The sequence below is a fragment of the Paenibacillus tritici genome, assembly GCF_018207515.1.
Taxonomy (GTDB): Bacteria; Bacillota; Bacilli; order Paenibacillales; family Paenibacillaceae; genus Paenibacillus_AQ; species Paenibacillus_AQ tritici.
The window spans coordinates 2,074,096-2,093,576 of record NZ_CP073365.1; the positions used below are offsets into that span (position 1 = coordinate 2,074,096).

Consider the following 19,481-nt stretch of genomic DNA (forward strand, 5'->3'; position numbering starts at 1 on the left):
AAAATAAGGAGAACCCATGAACATTAAAGTATTAATTGTAGAAGATGACCCGATGGTGGCGAAGTTCAACCGCCACTATCTGGAGCAGATTCCGGGCTTTGAATTTGGAGGCTGGGCCCCTTCAGGAGATGAGGCGATGAAGCTGCTGAAGGAGCAGTCCATCGACCTCATGCTGCTGGATATCTATATGCCGCATACCAGCGGCCTGCAGCTGCTCTCCTCCCTGCGGGAGCAGGGGAGCAAGGTGGATATCATTGTGATCTCTGCGGCCAGTGACAATGCCAGCATCCGCAAGGCGCTGCAGAACGGGGCGGTGGATTATCTGATCAAGCCGTTTGAGTTTGCCCGCTTCCAGGCGGCGTTATCGGCGTACCGTGAAGATTATCAGCTGATGCACAAGGAGCATCTCAGTCAGGAGCAACTGGATAAGCTGCTGCGCCATTCGCTCGGTACCGAAGAGGACAAGCCGGCTCTGTTGCCGCAGGCCCTGCCCAAGGGGCTGGCTGAAGGTACACTGGACAGCATCTGGAGCACGATCAACCGGCTGGAGAGTCCGGTATTCTCCACGGAGGATATCAGCAGCCATGCGCCGATCTCGCGGATCTCTGTCCGCAAATATCTGGCTTTTCTGACCGAAGCGGGGATTCTGGAAATGGAGCTTAGCTACGGCGCGGTGGGCAGACCGGTCTATATGTACAGGGTGAAGCCGGAGGGGTATGAACGGATAAGTAAGTACTTATAAGCGGGTGGAACGGAACGATGAGGATAGCTGGGGATAGTGTGGAGTCACGGCTGTCCCGAGGTTGCCCCCAGGCGGTCCATGACTCCATAGCCGTTGCGAAATGCTGTGAAGTAATTATGCTGTGCCATACCTAAGCGTGCGCTGAATCACTCGAAGGCCTGCTGCAAGGCCAGCGGGTTGAACGGGTTCATAATTTTGTAAGCCTTCAAGTGAGGGTTATTCAAATCATTGTCATAGATAATCATATGCTGCTTACCCTTCAGAATAATATCGAAGCGCTGCTTGCGGTCCGTCTGTACGATAGTAATGTAATAGCTGTACCTGCTGCCGGAGCTGACATTTCTGGCTGATTTCATTAAGCGGACGTCAGAGAAATCCTCACAGATCTGTCTGATCGCTTCCGGTTCAGTAACGACAATATCCTTCTGTTCACCGGGAACAGAAGACAACCGGGTAATCTCCAGGGCAGCGATATCTTCCAGAGTAAGTGATCTGGCAACGACTCGTTTGAATGAAGTATAGCGGTTTGCGGAATAGGTGATCAGAGAGACCCCTGCTGCTGCCAAAATCGTTCCGGCAAGCATATATTTTTGGCTTTTTTCCATAGTTTCTGCTCCTCCTAGTAATACAGTCGTGTAAGTCCCCATTATAAATCTATAAACACATCCGGGCAAATGTACTAACTTTATTTACTTTATTATTACTTTAATCACTATATTATTTCTTTAATCACTTAATAGCGGAGGGCGGTCTCTTTCAGGTTATGATGATTGTGAAAATATGCACAATTACAATTGGAGGAACAATCAATGAACCGAAAGAGATGGGCAAGTCTGCTGGGCACAGGGTTGCTGCTGGCAAGTCTGGTGGCGCTGCCAGCCTGCAGCAGTAACAAAGGGGAGTCTACGGACATTGTTATTATCGGCGGCGGCGGGGCGGGAATGACCGCGGCCATTGAAGCGCATAATCAGGGTGCGAAGGTTATTTTAATTGAAAAAATGCCTATGCTCGGAGGCAACACCGTCCGCGCGGAAGGCGGGCTGAATGCCGCAGGCACACCTTATCAGGCTGCGGCGGGCATCACCGACAGTCCTGAGCTGCATTATGAGGACACCATGAAGGGCGGCAAGAACCTGAACAACCCGGAGCTGGTCAGAACGCTTACGAATGGCGCGGCCGCTTCAGTAGAATGGCTGAAGGAGAACGGAGCCGAGCTGTCTGAGGTAGGCCGCGCAGGCGGGGCAAGTGTGAACCGGATTCACCGTCCGGCGGGCGGAGAGGCGGCAGGTAATTTCATAGTGGTTGCACTGAAGAAGAAGCTGGAAGAAGACAAGATTGATGTGCGGCTGCAGACGACTGCGGATGAGATCGTCAAGAACAAGGACGGCGTGGTTACCGGAGTGAAGGTGACGGATAAGGAAGGCAAGCATTATACGATCAGCGCGAATTCCGTGATTCTGGCGGCCGGCGGTTTTGGAGCCAATATGGATATGATCAAGGGCTACCAGCCGCAGCTTGAGGGGTTCTCCACTACCAACCATCCGGGCGCGACGGGCGATGGAACAACAATGGCCGAGAAGATCGGGGCCAAGCTGGTAGATATGAAGGAGATTCAGATTCATCCGACTACCATTCCGGGTCAAGGCGTGCTGATCACCGAAGGCGTGCGCGGAGACGGTGCGATTCTGGTGAATAGCGAAGGTAAACGATTCACGAATGAACTGCTGACCCGCGATGTCGTGTCCCGGAACATTCTGGCCCAGTCCGGCAAGGTGGCCTACATTATTTTCAATGATGAGCTGCGTGCCAACCTGAAGGCGACTGAAGTTTATTTTGGAATGGATCTGGTACAAGAAGGGGCGACCCCAGCGGAATTGGCTGAACAGATTGGCGTAGATGCTGCAGCGTTGACCGATACGATGGACCGTTACAATGGATTCGTCGCTTCCGGCAAGGATACAGAGTTTGAACGGCCGGATCTTAAGCTGTCTTTTGAGCAAGGCAAATATTACGCTATTCAGGTAACACCGGGAATTCACCATACGATGGGAGGAGTAGCCATTAACAGTCACGCGCAAGTGCTGGATACCCAGGATCAGGTGATTGCCGGGCTGTATGCTGCGGGCGAAGTGACCGGCGGGGTGCATGGCGCTAACCGGCTTGGCGGAAATGCGCTGGCGGACATCACCACCTTCGGCCGGATTGCAGCAGACGAAGCCGTGAAGTCGCTTAAGAAATAGATCATAGAAGGAGGAATTATCCATGCAAAAGCGGACAAAAACCATGCTGTTATCAGCGATCGCCGCTGTGACTGTACTTGTGACGGGATGCTCTTCTTCCGGCAAGTATGTGGACGGGACGTATGACGGTACAGGCAAAGGCGTAAAGAGCGATATTAAAGTCGCAGTAGAAATCAAGGATGAGAAAATTGAGGGCATTACCGTTAAGGAGCATAAGGAAACCGAAGCTATGATTGATGCGGCGGTGGAGAATACGATTCCCGAAATTATCGAAAAGCAGACCACCGAAGGCGTCGACGCCCTCTCCGGTGCTTCCGGCTCCAGCGGTGGGATTATCGAAGCGGTGGCTCAGGCACTGGAGCAAGCCAAGAAGAAGTAAGCTAGCTATTCTATTATTTTAGGTGAAAAGGTTGTACACAAGCCATACAAGCCCAGCCCTCCTGTCTCCGGCAGCAGGACTGGGCTTGCTTCATTCCCTCGAACCGTTCCTAAGGAGGAGCTTTACAAATTCAAGTTCAACAAATATAGTTCGATATTGTATAGAGGGTTGGAAGGAGGGCTTGTGCCCATGGGCAAAACAAAAAGCCTCAGTCTCAGGACAATGGTAGCCGTCATGGTCTCTGCCGTTGTGCTGCTGGTATTGCTGATCTTATACTTTATCTTCCGCAATCAGATTATTCCCCAGACCCGGCAGGCACTGGAGGATAAGGCGATTACGATTGCCCGTACGATTGCCCTGATCCCGCTGGTCTCAGAGGGGCTTAGCGAAGGAAACAGCAAGGAGATCCAGGACTACACCTCCAGGATCGCCCGCCGCAATGACATTATGTTTGTAGTGGTGACCGATATGAAGGGTATCCGCTATTCCCATCCGGATGATTCTCTGGTCGGTCTGCCTTTTGCCGGAGGAGGGCAGGAAATCTCCCTGCGCGGGGGCGAGAGCATCTCGGAAGGAGCAGGGCCGCTGGGCAGGTCGCTGCGGGGCTTCGTTCCGGTCTATAACAACCGGGGACATCAGGTAGGAGTGGTCATCGCCGGTCTGTCACTAGAGAGGGTCGAGCGGCTGGTCCGTCTGAATGAATGGACGATTATCGTGATCCTGGTCTCGGGAGCCTTGCTTGGAGCTGGCGGCTCGTTCATTCTGGCGGCACGGATCAAGCGGATGGTCTTCGGCATGGAGCCGGCGGATATCTCCAAGCTGCTGCAGGAGCGCAGCGCTATGCTGGAGTCTACGCGTGAGGGAATTATCGCGGTAGACCAGGAAGCACGGATTACGATCCTTAATATGGAGGCCCAGCGGCTCTTGAAGGCAGCGGGGATTGGAGGAAGCGCCATCAACCGGCAGATAGCCGATTATTGGCCGGAGCTGCGCCTGGAGCGGGTGCTGGTGAACGGTGAGGGGATACAGGACCGGGAACTGGAGCTAGGGGACAGCTCTCTGCTTGTGAACAGTTTGCCGGTCCGGGTCAACGGTACAATCGTTGGAGCCATTGCCACCTTCCGGGATGAGACTGAGCTTGCGGTGCTGGCTGAGAAGCTGTCGGGAGTCTCCGTCTATGCAGAAGCCCTGCGCTCCGGTGCCCATGAGTTCATGAATAAGCTGCATGTGATTATGGGCATGACGCATATGGGTCTGTATGATGAGCTGCAGCAATATATTCTGGGCACCGTAAGCAACTACCAGAAGGAGATCGGGTCGATTACGAGACAGATCAAAGATCCGGTAATGGCCGGTTTCCTGCTGGGTAAGCTGAGCCGGGCGCGCGAAGCGGGGATTGAACTGCTGCTGACAGAGGACAGCTATCTGCCGGAGCCGGCAGATCCGCAGGTGATTCATGAGCTGATCACCATTGCCGGCAATCTGCTGGATAATGCGCTGGAGGTACTCGGAGCATTCCGGGGTCAAGCCGGTAAGCGGGTTGAACTTGCTTTTCAATATGAAGAGGGGCGGCTGTTATGTGAGGTAAGCGACAACGGTCCGGGAATACCAGTGAACCAGCAGGAGCAGATATTTGTCCAGGGCTTCTCCTCCAAGGGAGAGCAGCGGGGGATCGGGTTGTATCTGGTCAGGAAAAGTGTGGATAAACTGAACGGCCATGTTCAGCTTGCCGCGGGCAGCGGTCCGGGAGCCCATTTTATCGTGGATGTGCCCTATGCGGTCAAGGAAGAGGAGATGTAGACTTTGTGACGGTTATTCACTTACTTTAGTTACAAAACTCTTTAATAAGTTACGGAAGCTTCCAAAACCTCCTCTATTGCCTCTATGATAATTGTGAAAATATGCACAAGGGGGCAAGTCTTACAATGAATAAGAGATTAACAGCGACGCTCATCCTCGTTCTGTCTGTGATGCTGGTTATCGCGGGCTGCGGAAGCAACAATGCAGGCAGCAGCACCAAGGAGAGCAAAGGAACCAACAGTGCGGCCACAGAGCCTGCAGCAACCGCTGCACCTAAAGAGACAGCCGAAGCCTTATCGGGAGCATCCGAAGCGAGCTATACACCGTACGATCAATTACAAGATAAATATGATATCGTCATTGTCGGTGCAGGCGGAGCAGGAATGTCTGCGGCGTTGGAAGCCAAGGCAAACGGCATGAATCCGGTCATTCTGGAGAAGATGCCTGTAGCCGGCGGCAATACTACGAAATCGTCCTCCGGGATGAATGCTTCGCAGACGAAGTTCCAGAAGGAACAGGGAATCGAAGACAGCAATGAGCTGTTCTATGAAGAGACACTCAAGGGCGGTCACGATACGAACAACAAGGAATTACTTCATTTCTTCGTGGATAGCTCCGCAAGTGCTATTGACTGGCTCGATTCGATTGGCATCCGCTTGAACAACATTACGATTACCGGCGGAATGAAGGAGAAGCGTACCCACCGTCCGGAAGACGGCTCTGCAGTCGGACAATATCTGGTTGCGGGGCTCGTAAGAAATGTTCAGGAGCAAGGGATTCCGCTGTTCGTTAATGCGGATGTGAAGGAGCTTACAGTGCAGGACGGTAAGGTGAACGGCGTCAAGGTTCTGTTCAACCAGGCTGATGAGAAAGTCATCAGTGCAGCAGCGGTTATCGTGACCACCGGCGGTTTCGGTGCGAACAAGGAGCTGATCTCCAAAGTTAGACCTGACCTGGAAGGGCTGGTAACCACCAATCAGATCGGCAGCACCGGCGATGGCATCACCATGATTGAGAAAGTCGGCGGAACCACCGTCGATATGGATCAGATTCAGGTTCACCCGACAGTACAGCAGGAGAAATCCTACCTGATCGGCGAGGCTGTCCGTGGGGAAGGGGCTATCCTCGTATCCAGTGCAGGCAAACGTTTCGGCAACGAAATGAATACCCGCGACAAGGTGACCGCTTCGATTAATACTCTCCCTGAGAAAACAGCTTATCTTGTCTTTGATTCCGGAGTGAAATCCCGCGTCAAAGCAGTGGAGCAATACATCAAGATGGGCGTGGTCCTGACAGCAGATACTCCTGAGGCGCTGGCGGAACAAATGAAGATTCCTGCCGCTGAATTGAAGACTACAGTGGATACCTGGAACAATGCGGTGAAGAGTAAATCGGATGCAGAATTCGGCAGAACTACCGGCATGGACCATGATCTGTCCGGGGCCCCCTATTACGCGATTCAAATCGGCCCTGGGATTCACTACACTATGGGCGGTGTGGTCATCAACACCAATACTGAAGTCCTGAACAAAGACGGCAAAGCCATCACAGGCCTGTTCGCAGCAGGTGAAGTGGTCGGCGGGCTGCATGGTGAGAACCGCATCGGCGGCAACTCGGTAGCCGAGATTATTATCTTCGGCCGCCAGGCAGGGATCAAGTCAGCTGAATTTGTCAAAGCGCAATAAGCTATTATTCCAAATGGGTACTATCTATTCTTAGAGTGAAAAAAGGATGCTCCACAGCCGTCAGGCTTGTGCGGGCATCCTTTTTGCGTCTATCATCTCTTGGCTATCAAATGCCCTTTTTGCGTCCCGGCAGGACATTTTGATGGTCAGGCTGGAAAATTAATGCATATCCTACTTCAGACAACCTGATGCAGAATCCGGAACAACTGGCGCGCCTGCATCAGCTTGTCGGTCTGCTGGAACCAGTGAGTCCATAAGGTCCAGCTACAAGAAAGGGGATTTTACAAATGAATCAGAACGAGATCAGCAACAGCGGTACTTTAGCAGGTTCGATTCCTTACCTTTATGCTTCCTATGAGGTTGGAGTAAGATTTGGGAGAGTTGCCGTCATTGATCCCACGGATGATAGCATCGTCACCCATATTCCGGTTGGTTCTCAGCCTGGCGCTATGTGCATGGACCCTCTGGGAAACAAGGTCTATGTGGTTAACACGGGCGAGAGCAGTGTCTCCATCATTAATACCGAGAACAATAAAGTAATGGCTACTTTACCTGTCGGCCGTGGAGTAACGGCTTTAGCTCCTGCCGCTCCTACGGCGGTCATCGTTCATCCCTTTGGTCAAAAAGCCTACGTCGCCAATTCCAATAATCACTCCATCACGGTCATCGATAACCGTACCAATAAGGTATTGACAACCCTCCCTACTGGAGTTGGCCAGCCCTTTGCCTTCGCCGTCTCCGACAACAACCCGCTTGTCTTTGTTGCTTGTAAATATAAGGATAACAAGGATTATATCTTAACCATTTCGGTTGATAATAACTCGATTTCGACATTTGGAATGAATTCTGAGCTTACCTTTGATCCTCCCCATAACCCCCTTGTGATTCATCCTGATGGGCATACTGTGGGAGTGCTGGGACCGAACGGCTTCCTGAAATATTTTAACGGTGCAACTCCGGGTGAAGAGAAAAACACAAGTGTGCTGGATAATACGGTCTCCGGAGTTTACTTTGGCAGCGCACCGGCTAAATTGTTCACTACCTCGCCACCCAATAAGGCCTACCTTAAATATTTTGAGGATCTCTCTATAAAAGCTAGCGGAGAGATTACTCCCGTAAAACTTAGGGATATTAAAAGCTATAGAGGTCAGGACCAGATTCGCGTATGCCCCAACCCGGAATTCGTGTGTATCACGGTTCAAGCTACAGCCAATACGCCGTGTGGCTTACAAATTTATAACGAGGTGGGAACGGTATCTCAGTTCATTGAACTCTATTACGCAGGCGATCTGACGATTACTCAGGATAGCACCAAGGCTTACGTGGAACAGAGATCGGTTATTGTTCCGATTGATCTGGCCACCGCAACTGCCGGGGCAGCCATTGACATTAGCTCTGGCTCCAGTGATTCTAATGTCATTATCAAGAATATTGTCGCCTCTTACGAAACGCAGAATTCGGGTACAGTGGTCAGTTCATAATCCCAGATTCAGTGGTTCTTAGGAGATAAAAGATGAGCTGCCCGGAAGCCGAATCGGCTTCCGGGCAGCTCATTTCTACATAACAGCCGGAGAGGGCGCCGGCTTGGCAGGGCGGGTCAACGAGAACAGGTCCAGCTCCGGGCGGATCTTGCCGGCCAGCGTATCTGCCAGCAGCTCGGCGGCGATCATACTGTAGACGGTCCCGTTCCCGCCATAGCCCTCAATGAAATAACAATTCGGATACTCCGGATGTTCTCCGATATAAGGCAGTCCGTCATGGGTAGTGCCGAATACGGCTCCCCATGAATATTCGGCCTGGACGCCTTGGAGTTCAGGGAACAAGGCCACCAGCTCTTCTATGAGACGCTGGCCCTGGGAGAGCACCCGGACATCCCGCCGCTCGGGACTGGTAAGCGCCTCATCCTTGCCTCCGGCAATAATCCGGCCGTCCGGAGTGGTCCGGAAGTATAAATAAGGCCGCGCCGTTTCCCAGAGAAGACTTTGTTCATGCCATTTAGGGAGACTGCGGAGAGGCTCGGTCATAATGGCATAGGTATTGATCAGCTCAGCGCCCCGGTCCTTCTTCATCTCCTGGGTTTCATACCCCATGGCAAACACCACCTTCTTCGCGAAGATCCGGCCATTCTCTGTATGGCAGATTACACCGTCAGCATTGTATTCGTAATGAAGGGCTTCGGTGTGCTCATAGACCCGGACCCCGCCGGAGTGCGCTGTTTGAATCAGGCTGTGCGCGGTCCGCAGCGGATTGGTCTCCGCATCGCCTTTGGAGAATAATGCACCGGGCTTGGAGAAGGAATAATGCGAGCGGATAGTATCCTCATCCCAGAACTCCGAGTCGAAGCCGTGCTTGATCAGATTCTCATTCTCCTGCTTCAGAACAGGTACGTCTTCCGGCACGCTGGCGTACAGCAAGCTGCTGCGCTCCATAATCTGAGGATCTATATCCAGCTTGCCGGGCAGCTCAAGAATAGCACGCATAGCCTGCTGACAGAGCTTATAGAACAGCACGCCGTTCTCTTCACCGAAGGTATTCATGCAAGAGGTAAGCGATTTGTCATTGGCGATCTGAATCAGCCCCGTATTGGCGTGGGAGCTTCCGGTGACGACTGTTTTTTTGTCGATGAGGACGGTGTCTGCTCCGCTATGGGACATCCGGTAGGACATCATGGCTCCGCCCATACCGCCGCCCACAATAAGACAGTCGCAGGTGATGTCTTCAGTAAGTACCGGATACACCGGAGGATGAAGCAGGGTATGCTCCCAGGGCAGATGCCCGCTGATAAGTCTCATGGTTTGGTCGCTCCTTTGAATATCCAGAGTTATATTGTTTGCAATTGTACAAATTCTAATGCGTAGAGCACGGGTTAATCCATAATTGGTTAGCTATCATTGTGCCAGAAGGCACATAAAGATTTTCCCTCTGAGGCATACTAAGCAACGCTTGAACATCCAGAAGGAGGGAATACCGAACATGCAATCTAACCAAATGCAGGCACTTAGCGGAAAAGAATTGGAATACATCGCCGATTCCATTTCCAACGAGGATTTGCTGATTAAGCAGCTGGCTGCTACAGCCGGAACCACCCAGAATTCCACGGTTCAGGGAATCTGCATCCAGCAGATCCAGAGTCATACCCACCATATGGATATGCTGGTACAGCTGCTGCATCAGCATCAGCAGTATGCGCCGACCCAGCCGCAATAAGTAGGGTCTGTAGCAACCGGAAGCAGATGCTCACAAACTTTAAGGAGGTATTACGGTGAACGTACACAATGGAACGCCATTTATGGCGGATGAGGATTTACTCTACACGATTCTGGCTGATTTGAAGCGGACAGTCCGTGAGTATACAACAGCAGCCACAGAATCGAATTGTCCGGCAGTAAGACGGGTGTTCAATGAATTAACGATGGATACCCTCAGAATTCAGGGAGATCTGTACATGCAGATGTCTCAGTTGAACATGTATGCCCCTCCCGGTAAAGCACTGCGCCAGGATGTGGACAAACAGATTCAGAGTGCCCAGCAGACTCAGCAGAAACTGCAGCAGTTCGTACGCGAGAAAACGGGCGGAGCAGGTGCCTACAACCACGGCTCCAATGTTCCGCAGCATCAGGCTAACGTGCAGCAGCATAATAACGGTTCCTATTATATGTAACCCTGACGCCTGACTGGTGAAGCATAAGAGCGCTTCATCTATTATAACCCCGCCCCGGCGGGGTTATTTTGTTTGCAGAACGGTTATTTTCATGTCATATTAATACTAAACTCTTTTCGCAGGAGGCTAGGAAATGAATGAAGAATTGAAGAGGAAAGTGCTGGAACTGCTCAAGGAGGATGCGCGAAGCTCAACAGCCTTAATGGCGACCCTGCTTGGTGCGGAAGAAGAAGATGTTAAATCCGTGATTGCACAAATGGAACAGGATCATGTTATTGTGAAATATGCGACGGTTGTCAATTGGGATAAAGTGGATGATGAACGGGTGACTGCCCTGATCGAGGTGCAGATCACGCCGGAACGGGGCCGCGGCTTCGAAGGTATTGCCGAACGGATCTATCTGTATCCGCAGGTGAAGTCAGTCTATCTGATGTCGGGGGCTTACGATCTGCTGGTTGAAGTGGAAGGCCGCAATCTGCGCGAGGTCGCCAATTTTGTCTCAGAGAAGCTGTCGCCGATTGATGCCGTGCTATCAACCAAGACCAATTTTACGCTCAAAAAATACAAACAGGACGGTATCATCTTTGAAGAGCATGAGGAAGACAACCGTCTGATGATATCTCCGTGAAGGATGTAATGTCATGATCATTAATAACAGTCAGCATACAGGAGATACAAGCAAGTCCATGAACTCCTATTTGGCCCCGCTGGTCCAGCAGATTCAGCCGTCGGGCATCCGCAAGTTTTTCGACCTGGCAGCAGGCAGCAAGGATATTATCTCGCTGGGTGTCGGTGAACCGGATTTCAAGACCCCGTGGCATGTAAGGGAGGCTTGCGTCTATTCGTTGGAGCGCGGCTTCACCGGCTACACCTCAAATGCAGGAATGCCGGAGCTTCGTGAGGGCATTGCCGAGTATTTGCATACCCGCTTCGCGGTGCAATATGATCCTGCGAACCAGATTATCGCCACGGTCGGCGGCAGCGAAGCCATAGATCTGGCGCTCCGGGCTCTGATCGCCCCGGGAGATGAGATTCTGATTCCCGAGCCTTGTTATATCTCTTATTCTCCGATTACAGCGATTGGCGGCGGGATTCCGGTTGGCATTGAGACGTTCGGGGAGAATAACTTCAAGTTGACTGCTGAGGATCTGGAAGCCAAGATCACCCCGCGCTCCAAGATTCTGATTCTCTGTTATCCGAGCAATCCGACCGGCGCAATCATGAGCCGTGAGGATTGGGAGCCGATTGCCAAGGTAGTGGAGAAGCATGATCTCATTGTCATTTCGGATGAGATCTATGCTGAACTGACCTATGGGAGCAATCATGTCAGCTTCGCCTCCCTTCCGGGGATGCTGGACCGGACCATCCTGGTCAGCGGATTCTCCAAAGCCTTCGCCATGACCGGATGGCGGATGGGTTATGCCTGCGGTCACCCGGACCTGATCTCCGCCATGCTGAAGATTCACCAGTACACTGTTATGTGTGCGCCTTCGATGGGCCAGGTGGCTGCACTGGAGGCACTGACCAACGGGATGGAAGAGAAAGACCGCATGGCAGACTCTTATAACCAGCGCCGCAGACTGATTGTCAAAGGGCTGCGGGAGGCGGGACTGGATTGTCATGAGCCGCAAGGCGCATTTTATGCGTTCCCGAGTATTCAGCGCACAGGACTCACCTCAGACCAATTTGCCCAGCGCCTGCTGCTGGAATATAAGGTTGCAGCGGTCCCGGGCAGTGTATTCGGTCTGGGCGGTGAAGGCTACCTGCGCTGCTCTTATGCTACCTCAGTGTCCCAGTTGAATGAAGCGGTTGAACGAATTGGGGCATTTGTCTCAGAACTCGCCCGGGAAGGGGCATAGAAGGCATCCAGAAAGAAGTAAATCGGACTATAGCCGATCACCTTTTGACATGGTATTATTTAACTATAAGGACAAGAAACACCTGTAATACACTTACATGGACCTCTTATTCCGGGAATAGGGCGCACAAGGCCGGACGAACAGAACCACATGTTCTCTGTCCGGGTGCCGCGCAATAATACATCAGGAAGGGTGATTGTGCTGAGCGCAGATTATTACTTACCTTCCTATGGCGGGAAATGTGGTTCCGGAAGCGGGATACATCCTGCCAGAGGGGATGCTGATGCACGCAGGCTCTCGCTGGAAGATGAAATTCAGATGCTCCGCAGCAGAATGGAACAGCTCTTTATGCAGGAGAATTCCTTTACCTCGGATAACGTCATTGCAATCAGCAGCTTGCTCGATCTTAAGATTAATGAGTATATGCGAGGCCGCCACCGCAAGCGGGATTAGCGCGGCGTCGCAGCGTAATGATAGTATAACGGATGTCTCCTTGGCGGGAGATGTCCTTTTTTTGTGACCGGATTTTGTGGCCGGAAGCAGTTGGATTTTCAGCACTTGCTACTGAACGAAGGAGACCTTGCAAGGTAACAGTTGGAACAACAACACTTAATAGACCGCAAATTAATCAGAGTAGAGGAAACGTACGAAATTAAATGACGTTACTCCAACTAATTACCTCAGACGCTCGAAATCATCTCAACTAAGATACGTTTATCCAATTGCTTGTGCAGTGGCGGAGGAGATAGCCGCCCTTCAAGGACGATATCCGTTGCTTTTGACAATACAATCATCCAGAGGATAAATTAATACCTTACCCAGGTTAAAATAGTGCGTCTTCCAGGCTGAATTCCCCCATTCAAATTAGGAGGTGCATAGAATTGCATTCATGAGGAATTCGTCTTTTGTTCATTTACTTATTTATCCATAAAATAGTATTATAACTACGGCTACTGTTCCTGTTCCATCAATAGAGCTGGTTCTGCACTTCATGACAATAGAATCAATAGCACCCATCCCAAATCCAAAAGGTGGAAAGATCCATGATCAAGGTATTTAAAAGCGCTTCCGGTAAAGAACGGGTTCATAGCTCCTATAACGAACTGCTATCGCAGTGGGGAACAGAGCACCGGGAATCAACTATTACTACAAAATACGGTCTGACCCATTGTATATCATCGGGCAATCCGTTGAATCCGCCCTTGCTTTTGTTCCACGGGGTAGGTGATAATTCGGCCGTGATGTGGCTGCTCAATATGAAGGAGCTGTCACGGCATTTTTATTGTATTGCAGTAGATACGCTGGGAGGACCGGGTAAGAGTATTCCAGGTGAGAGGTTCAATAAACGGACTTTTGATCAGGTAGATTGGATGAACGGGGTTGCAGATGGTCTGAACCTTGAGCACTTTTATGTGGCAGGGGTATCGAACGGAGCGTACATGGCCTTCAACTATACAGTTCACGAGCCGCGAAGAGTATTGAAGACTGTCTGCATGGAAGGAGGAATGGTCACTGCCCCGTTAAAAAGCATGCTACATACGCTGTTGATGATGTTCCCGGAAATTCTTGTTCCCACACATAGCAATCTGCTGAAAGTAGCCAGGAAGCTCAGTTCGCCTGCGTCCGGCTTTTTTGACAAGCACCCGGAAGTCGGAGAGCATCTGGTGTTATTGATGAAAAATCATAATCAGCAGGCCATGTTTCCCCATAAGCTTCAGCCATACGATAAAGAGAAAGCGATTGCGGTAAGGGATAAGCTTTATTTTCTGCTGGGTGATTATAAGCTGCGTCATAAGAAGGAATTCTTAGGGATACTTGAGGACGGCGGGTTTCGTTACTCAGTCATACCGGATGCCGGGCATGGCCTAAATCATGAGCAACCAGAGCGAGTTAACCGTGAGCTGATAGATTACCTGAAGGGACGGGACGTCCACATCTAAAAAAGCCCCCTGTGTCCGTCCGAGGACAGCCCAGGGGGTTGTTGCTCTAGCTCACCTTGAACGTTGCCACTGCCTGCTGCAGCCCGTCCGCCATCTTCGCAAGCTCAGTAGAGGCAGCGGCGACCTCTTCCATGGAAGCCAGCTGCTCCTCGGAGGAAGCAGCCACACTCTGCGAACGCTCCACGGCTTGCCGTGCGATTTCGGCCATCTGTTCTACTGAGGAGGTCAGCTCCTCCGTTCCGGCCAGGAGCTGCTCGGAAGAGGAGGACATCTCATGAACCTGGGAGTTAATCTCGCCGATGCCGCCGAGGATGTCCGTGAACAGGCGCCCCGCTTCCCCAACCATCCGTGAGCCTTCCTGAACGGCGTTAGCATTGGCAAGCACGGCATCCGACGCAGCCAGATTTCCCTGCTGAATCTCGAGAATCAGGCTGCTGATATGACCGGCAGCCTCTGCCGTCTGCTCGGACAGCTTCTTCACCTCACTGGCAACGACCGAGAAGCCCCGTCCATACTCACCCGCTCTAGCCGCCTCAATCGCCGCATTCAAGGCCAGCATACCGGTCTGATCGCTGATGCCTTTAATCAGTCCGACAATATTTCCGATCTGCTTGGACTGGGAGTTCAGGGACTCAATCAAGCCGGAGGTATCTGCTGCGGCCCGTTCCATCTCCTCCATCTGTTCCACGGCCTCCATAATCACCGAATGCCCATTCTGCGCCTGGCTGGCAGCCCGTCCGGCTGCCTGGGCCGTGTCCATCGAAGCTTCCGCAATCCGCTGGACTCCGGCGGCCATCTCCTCCATGGCTCTTGCAGACTCGCGGGTAGACTGAAGCTGAGTATCCGCCCCGCCCGCCAGATCCTGAATGTTCTCCACAATGACCTCTGTCGTAAGATTGGTCTGATTGGCGCTCGACATTAATTCCTCCGAGGTGGAAGCCACCTGAAGCGAGTGGTCGGCGATGCTTCCCAGCAGTCCGCTTAGATTGTCAATCATCCGGTTCATATGTCCGGCCATATCGCCGAGCTCATCCTGGCTGTCCACACTGAGCTTCCCCGTGAAGTCCCCTGCCGCCATCCGCTGGGACATCTCACTGACGCGGGCCAGCTTCCGGGTAATATATCGGCTGTACAGATACACCGCCGCGAACGTCAGCACAAGACCGATAAGACTAACCAGCACAATCGACCGGAGCAGCCCCTTCAGCGGCGCGTACAGCTCCTTCTCCGGAATAGCGAGGGCAAGAGTCCAGCCGGTATCCGGCAGCTTCTCATAATACATCTGAATGGGTTCGCCGGAAGCAGGGTATGTAACCATCCCGCGGTCCTGCTTAAGCATTGCTGTTCCCGCTGCGGCCAGCTCTGCATCCGGTTCGGCGGTGATCTGCAGCTGCATATTCTTCTCTTGATCAGGTCCGGCAATGTAATTGCCCTGCTTGTCCAGCAGGAAGGCCCAGCCCGTATTCCCGACCTTGGTCTGTTCAATCCGGTTCTGCAGCGTCTGCAGATCTATATCACCAGCCATCACACCCAGCAATTGATGGGCCTCATCATAAAAAGGCACGCTGAACGTACTCATCGTCGTCTTGGTAACCGTATCATAGAACGGATCAGTAATGCCGGCGTGCTCCCTGCCGGCCGTATACCAATTCTGCTTAAGATAATCATATTCCGGGTCATTGTACTGCTCTGTAGTCACAATCTTGGCACCGTCGCGGTAAGCATAGGTAGAGAAGTACTTCAGCTTACGGTCATACCGTCCCGGTTCAAAATAAATACCGGCCCCAAAAGTGTCTGTATTCGCTGTCAGCGCATGGCTGATCATGGTTCTGTATTGATCCAGCGTGAATGCAGTAGCACGGCTCTCCAGCGTCCGTGCAAGCACCTCGGGAACCTTACTGTGTTCATTTAGATTTGCATTAATTTCGCCTGAAAGTTCCGATATTTGCAAATCCATTTTTTGTCTGACCTCATCCCGGATCATATTCTTGGAATACAGGTACGACAATAAGGCGACCAGCAGAAGCGTGATCAGGAAGATAGGCAGGATGAATGCAAATGTTCTCATACGTATGCTTTTGAACCGGAGTCTTGAACTTCCCTTGTGAACAACATTTGCCATGTGAATCCCCCCATTATGATAGTGAAACTTTTAAACAAGTATATTGAATATCATCGGCTGGAGATCTCATTTAGTTGTTATCTTTTGTCGAAAAAAATAAAAAAATGTCGTATCTTATACGACCTGAGGCTGAGTCTGCGGCAGACCCGGGGACGGATGGAGGCTTCGGACTGCGGGTATATAATGAATACTCAAGAACATTTCAGAGTAAGCGGCTGAACTGTACGATGTCAGGAAAGAGGATGATAGAGATGCTGCAAGCACAAATGCTGAGGGACCCGAGTACATACGGTGAGCTTAAGCTGGAGGAGACGGGGGCCGTCAACCCGGAGAACGGGCGGCAATATCCGTGGAAGCACGGGTTTTTGGCCTTTTTGGAAGAAGAGGATGCCGAAGGCAGCAATAAAAAGTACCTGGAGCTGTACAACCGGATTGCCCGCTTTTACCGGCTGTCCAACAAGGCCTACTTCGCCCTGAAGTTCGGCGGGGAACGCAGCTACAGAGAGCAGTTCCTGTCATCGCTTGAGCTGCGTGACGGTCAGCGTGTGCTGGAGACCTCGGTGGGCAGCGGCGATAACTTCCCGTATCTTAGCGCGAAGGCGGAGCTGTACGGGCTGGATATTTCCAGCGGAATGCTGAAGCAGGCGGTGCGCAATGTGAAGCGCTGGAAGCTGCAGGCTCATCTGTTCCAGGGGACGGCAGAGAGACTGCCTTTCCGGGACAACAGCTTCGACTGCGTCTACCATGTCGGCGGAATCAACTATTTCAGTGATCCGCTTGCTGCGGTGCTGGAGATGATCCGGGTGGCGAAGCCGGGCACAAGGCTGATGATTGCCGATGAGACGGAGAAGCTGGTGAAGGGGACGTACGGGAAGGTGCCGGTGGTTAAGGGGTATTTTCAGCAGGGGGAAGAGATGCCCGGGATACTTGGTCTTATTCCGCCTAATATGCTGGAGATCGAATACAAGGAAGTATGCAAGGGCCTGATGTATTGTATAACGTTCCGCAAGCCGTAAATGTTGAACTTTGTTTGCCACCATACCTAAGAACGATTACACTATTACTATGTGATTTGCAACTTAGGAGGGAATTTCGATGGCGATCTATACGCGCACGGGCGATAAAGGCGAGACCTCAGTCATCGGTGGCCGGGTGGGCAAGGACGATGTCCGCGTTGAGGCTTACGGCACCATAGATGAGCTCAACTGCTTCGTCGGCCAGGCCCGGAGCCTGATGGAAGACGAGCGGTTCGCGGATGTCCGCGAGCAATTGCTGGAGATTCAGCATGAGCTGTTTGATTGTGGTTCGGACCTGGCGTTCGTGAAGCTGAGCGAGAACAAATATAAAGTCAAAAGCGAGATGGCCGTACGTCTGGAGGGCTGGATTGATGTGCTGCAGGCCGAGAATCCGGTGCTGGAGCGCTTCATTCTGCCCGGCGGAAGCCAGCTGTCTTCCGTGCTGCATGTCTGCCGGACCGTCTGCCGCCGTGCCGAACGCCGGGCTGTGACGCTGGGACGGAGTGCGGATATCAACCCGGAGGCTGTGATCTATCTGAACCGGTTATCCGATTATTTCTTCGCGCTGGCCCGTGCCGCCAATACCCGGCTCGAGATTGCTGACGTAGAGTATGTGCGCAGCAAAAAGGTGTTCCGGAACCAATGACCAGCTATTATCCGCCAATCTCCTATAATGTACCGCCGTCCGAAGACGGATGGCTGCTCAAAACCATCCTCCAGAAGCGGATGGATGTCTCCCGTAAGCTGCTGTCCCGGCTCAAAATGACGGACCTTGGCATTACACTGAACGGAGAGCGTGTCTATATCAGTGTCAAGGTAAGCAGCGGAGACCTGGTGCAGATCCGGATGGAGGAGGAGACCTCGGAAGATATTCTGCCGCAGCCGATCCCGTTCGAGATTCTGTATGAGGACGGGCATCTGCTCGTTGTGAACAAGGCTGCGGGGATGATCGTCCATCCGACTCATGGTCATTATACCGAGACCCTTGCGAACGGAGTGGTCCATTACTGGGCGGAGAAGGGGGAGCGGGTCCGCTTCCGCCCTGTCCACCGGCTGGACCGGGAGACCTCCGGTGTGCTGGTCATTGCCAAGAATCCTTACAGCCATCAGCATATCTCCGAGCAGATGATCGCCGGAACGGTGGACAAGCGGTATGCCGCTTGTGTGCACGGTGTTCCGGCGCCGCGCAGCGGCGATATCGACGGTCCGATCGACCGCGACCCGCTGGAGCCGCACCGGCGGATCGTGACGCCGGATGGTTATCCCTCCTTGACCCGGTACGAGGTCAAGGAGGTCTATGGCCGTGCAGCTTCACTCGTAGAGCTGAAGCTGGAGAGCGGGCGCACCCATCAGATCCGGGTGCATATGAGCTCTATAGGCTGCCCGCTGATCGGTGACGGCATGTACCGTCACCCGTTATACGGGCGGCTGCCGGAAGGCGTGCAGCTCGGGACGGAGCTGATTCAGCCTAGCGGTGCACAGCTGGAGGAGAAGAAGCGGGAGGCCGGGCTGGTGCCGCCTTACGGCGAGACGCAAGGAGTCAGGCTAACGCTGCCAGGCGGCGAGACGCAAGAGGCGAAGCTGTCGCCCGCGGAAGCGGCGCAGCTCACGCAGATCGCCGAGCTGGACGCATCCATTCCACGGCAGGCGCTGCATGCGGTGCGGCTGTCCTTCCGGCATCCGGTCACGCATGACGATCTGGTCTTCGAAGCGCCGCTGCCGCCGGATATGGTGCTGCTGCAGGAGAAGCTCCGGCAGTCGGCAATCCGTTGAACCGGATATTTGCTGATATCCGAAGGTATCTGGAGCCTGGGAACCTGTGTGCTGGCGGAATAATAGAGGAATGCTGCGGCCGGTGATGTACGTCCCGGATAGGCCGGATGCAGCTGCTGCTGAAGTGCCGGGCTTAAGAGTAAATAAGTGCGAGACAGCACTTAATCACAGTCATATAGCGGCTGAGAGGTAAGCAAGTGGAAAAAGTACAGCTAAAATTACCCAATGGACTGCAAAGTAACGATAACAGCTGATTTAAGTGTC

18 protein-coding genes are annotated in these 19,481 nt (G+C 52.6%); 15 read left to right on the top strand and 3 right to left on the bottom strand.

Annotated elements, in window-relative coordinates; translation table 11 throughout:
• The first annotated feature begins 16 nt into the window (after positions 1-16).
• Positions 17-742: a response regulator gene (locus KDC22_RS08735; protein WP_173138066.1), complete on the top strand. Its 726-nt coding sequence runs from the start codon at positions 17-19 to the stop codon at positions 740-742.
• Positions 743-888: 146 nt separating this feature from the next.
• Here the strand turns inward: KDC22_RS08735 and KDC22_RS08740 are convergent, their stop codons facing one another.
• A complete protein-coding gene (locus KDC22_RS08740; protein ID WP_173138064.1) occupies positions 889-1,347 on the bottom strand; it encodes a hypothetical protein in 459 nt (152 codons plus the stop codon).
• A gap of 204 nt (positions 1,348-1,551) precedes the next feature.
• Here KDC22_RS08740 and KDC22_RS08745 point away from each other — a divergent pair, with 204 nt between their 5' ends.
• The 5 genes from KDC22_RS08745 (at position 1,552) to KDC22_RS08765 (ending at position 8,327) form a co-directional block, all read left to right on the top strand.
• A complete protein-coding gene (locus KDC22_RS08745; protein WP_211722752.1) occupies positions 1,552-2,982 on the top strand; it encodes a flavocytochrome c in 1,431 nt (476 codons plus the stop codon).
• Between the two features lie 22 nt (positions 2,983-3,004).
• Positions 3,005-3,361: an FMN-binding protein gene (locus tag KDC22_RS08750; RefSeq protein WP_173138060.1), complete on the top strand. Its 357-nt coding sequence runs from the start codon at positions 3,005-3,007 to the stop codon at positions 3,359-3,361.
• Positions 3,362-3,550: 189 nt separating this feature from the next.
• Positions 3,551-5,161 carry a DcuS/MalK family sensor histidine kinase gene (dcuS, locus tag KDC22_RS08755; RefSeq protein ID WP_211722753.1) on the top strand — a complete coding sequence of 537 codons (1,611 nt, stop codon included), beginning with the start codon at positions 3,551-3,553 and terminating at the stop codon, positions 5,159-5,161.
• A 125-nt stretch (positions 5,162-5,286) separates the two neighbouring features.
• The gene (locus KDC22_RS08760) at positions 5,287-6,846 is read left to right on the top strand and encodes a flavocytochrome c (RefSeq protein WP_211722754.1); all 1,560 of its coding nucleotides are present in this window, start codon (positions 5,287-5,289) and stop codon (positions 6,844-6,846) included.
• 287 nt (positions 6,847-7,133) lie between these two features.
• Positions 7,134-8,327: a YncE family protein gene (locus KDC22_RS08765; RefSeq protein ID WP_211722755.1), complete on the top strand. Its 1,194-nt coding sequence runs from the start codon at positions 7,134-7,136 to the stop codon at positions 8,325-8,327.
• Between the two features lie 75 nt (positions 8,328-8,402).
• Here KDC22_RS08765 and KDC22_RS08770 read toward each other — a convergent pair whose 3' ends face one another.
• Positions 8,403-9,638 (bottom strand): NAD(P)/FAD-dependent oxidoreductase, encoded by a 1,236-nt coding sequence (locus KDC22_RS08770; protein ID WP_211722756.1) that lies wholly within the window; start codon positions 9,636-9,638, stop codon positions 8,403-8,405.
• Between the two features lie 181 nt (positions 9,639-9,819).
• Between KDC22_RS08770 and KDC22_RS08775 the strand changes: the two genes are divergently transcribed.
• The 6 genes from KDC22_RS08775 (at position 9,820) to KDC22_RS08800 (ending at position 14,306) form a co-directional block, all read left to right on the top strand.
• Positions 9,820-10,053 carry a hypothetical protein gene (locus tag KDC22_RS08775; RefSeq protein WP_173138051.1) on the top strand — a complete coding sequence of 78 codons (234 nt, stop codon included), beginning with the start codon at positions 9,820-9,822 and terminating at the stop codon, positions 10,051-10,053.
• A 55-nt stretch (positions 10,054-10,108) separates the two neighbouring features.
• The gene (locus KDC22_RS08780) at positions 10,109-10,507 is read left to right on the top strand and encodes a spore coat protein (RefSeq protein WP_425517007.1); all 399 of its coding nucleotides are present in this window, start codon (positions 10,109-10,111) and stop codon (positions 10,505-10,507) included.
• A gap of 133 nt (positions 10,508-10,640) precedes the next feature.
• The gene (locus KDC22_RS08785) at positions 10,641-11,135 is read left to right on the top strand and encodes an Lrp/AsnC family transcriptional regulator (RefSeq protein WP_173138049.1); all 495 of its coding nucleotides are present in this window, start codon (positions 10,641-10,643) and stop codon (positions 11,133-11,135) included.
• Positions 11,136-11,148: 13 nt separating this feature from the next.
• Positions 11,149-12,366 carry an aminotransferase class I/II-fold pyridoxal phosphate-dependent enzyme gene (locus KDC22_RS08790; RefSeq protein ID WP_173138047.1) on the top strand — a complete coding sequence of 406 codons (1,218 nt, stop codon included), beginning with the start codon at positions 11,149-11,151 and terminating at the stop codon, positions 12,364-12,366.
• A 198-nt stretch (positions 12,367-12,564) separates the two neighbouring features.
• Entirely contained in the window at positions 12,565-12,819 is a 255-nt protein-coding gene (locus KDC22_RS33380; protein WP_425517052.1) for an aspartyl-phosphate phosphatase Spo0E family protein, read from the top strand.
• A 590-nt stretch (positions 12,820-13,409) separates the two neighbouring features.
• Complete coding sequence (locus KDC22_RS08800; protein WP_173138045.1) at positions 13,410-14,306, top strand: alpha/beta fold hydrolase; 897 nt, start codon at positions 13,410-13,412, stop codon at positions 14,304-14,306.
• A gap of 46 nt (positions 14,307-14,352) precedes the next feature.
• Here KDC22_RS08800 and KDC22_RS08805 read toward each other — a convergent pair whose 3' ends face one another.
• Positions 14,353-16,374: a methyl-accepting chemotaxis protein gene (locus KDC22_RS08805; RefSeq protein WP_246553407.1), complete on the bottom strand. Its 2,022-nt coding sequence runs from the start codon at positions 16,372-16,374 to the stop codon at positions 14,353-14,355.
• Positions 16,375-16,679: 305 nt separating this feature from the next.
• Between KDC22_RS08805 and KDC22_RS08810 the strand changes: the two genes are divergently transcribed.
• The 3 genes from KDC22_RS08810 (at position 16,680) to KDC22_RS08820 (ending at position 19,217) form a co-directional block, all read left to right on the top strand.
• On the top strand, positions 16,680-17,444 hold the full coding sequence (locus KDC22_RS08810; protein ID WP_246553411.1) for a class I SAM-dependent methyltransferase: 765 nt from the start codon (positions 16,680-16,682) through the stop codon (positions 17,442-17,444).
• A 79-nt stretch (positions 17,445-17,523) separates the two neighbouring features.
• A complete protein-coding gene (locus tag KDC22_RS08815) occupies positions 17,524-18,090 on the top strand; it encodes a cob(I)yrinic acid a,c-diamide adenosyltransferase (RefSeq protein ID WP_173138041.1) in 567 nt (188 codons plus the stop codon).
• The gene (locus KDC22_RS08820) at positions 18,087-19,217 is read left to right on the top strand and encodes an RluA family pseudouridine synthase (protein WP_211722759.1); all 1,131 of its coding nucleotides are present in this window, start codon (positions 18,087-18,089) and stop codon (positions 19,215-19,217) included. Before KDC22_RS08815 ends, KDC22_RS08820 begins: the two co-directional genes overlap by 4 nt.
• The last annotated feature ends 264 nt before the right edge of the window (positions 19,218-19,481 follow it).

Bases quoted from the DNA above. Each gene is read 5' to 3' on its own strand.
- KDC22_RS08735 (WP_173138066.1), top strand. From the start codon at position 17: ATGAACATTAAAGTATTAATTGTAGAAGATGACCCGATGGTGGCGAAG.
- KDC22_RS08740 (WP_173138064.1), bottom strand. From the start codon at position 1,347: ATGGAAAAAAGCCAAAAATATATGCTTGCCGGAACGATTTTGGCAGCA.
- KDC22_RS08745 (WP_211722752.1), top strand. From the start codon at position 1,552: ATGAACCGAAAGAGATGGGCAAGTCTGCTGGGCACAGGGTTGCTGCTG.
- KDC22_RS08750 (WP_173138060.1), top strand. From the start codon at position 3,005: ATGCAAAAGCGGACAAAAACCATGCTGTTATCAGCGATCGCCGCTGTG.
- dcuS (WP_211722753.1), top strand. From the start codon at position 3,551: ATGGGCAAAACAAAAAGCCTCAGTCTCAGGACAATGGTAGCCGTCATG.
- KDC22_RS08760 (WP_211722754.1), top strand. From the start codon at position 5,287: ATGAATAAGAGATTAACAGCGACGCTCATCCTCGTTCTGTCTGTGATG.
- KDC22_RS08765 (WP_211722755.1), top strand. From the start codon at position 7,134: ATGAATCAGAACGAGATCAGCAACAGCGGTACTTTAGCAGGTTCGATT.
- KDC22_RS08770 (WP_211722756.1), bottom strand. From the start codon at position 9,638: ATGAGACTTATCAGCGGGCATCTGCCCTGGGAGCATACCCTGCTTCAT.
- KDC22_RS08775 (WP_173138051.1), top strand. From the start codon at position 9,820: ATGCAATCTAACCAAATGCAGGCACTTAGCGGAAAAGAATTGGAATAC.
- KDC22_RS08785 (WP_173138049.1), top strand. From the start codon at position 10,641: ATGAATGAAGAATTGAAGAGGAAAGTGCTGGAACTGCTCAAGGAGGAT.
- KDC22_RS08790 (WP_173138047.1), top strand. From the start codon at position 11,149: ATGATCATTAATAACAGTCAGCATACAGGAGATACAAGCAAGTCCATG.
- KDC22_RS08800 (WP_173138045.1), top strand. From the start codon at position 13,410: ATGATCAAGGTATTTAAAAGCGCTTCCGGTAAAGAACGGGTTCATAGC.
- KDC22_RS08805 (WP_246553407.1), bottom strand. From the start codon at position 16,374: ATGAGAACATTTGCATTCATCCTGCCTATCTTCCTGATCACGCTTCTG.
- KDC22_RS08810 (WP_246553411.1), top strand. From the start codon at position 16,680: ATGCTGCAAGCACAAATGCTGAGGGACCCGAGTACATACGGTGAGCTT.
- KDC22_RS08815 (WP_173138041.1), top strand. From the start codon at position 17,524: ATGGCGATCTATACGCGCACGGGCGATAAAGGCGAGACCTCAGTCATC.
- KDC22_RS08820 (WP_211722759.1), top strand. From the start codon at position 18,087: ATGACCAGCTATTATCCGCCAATCTCCTATAATGTACCGCCGTCCGAA.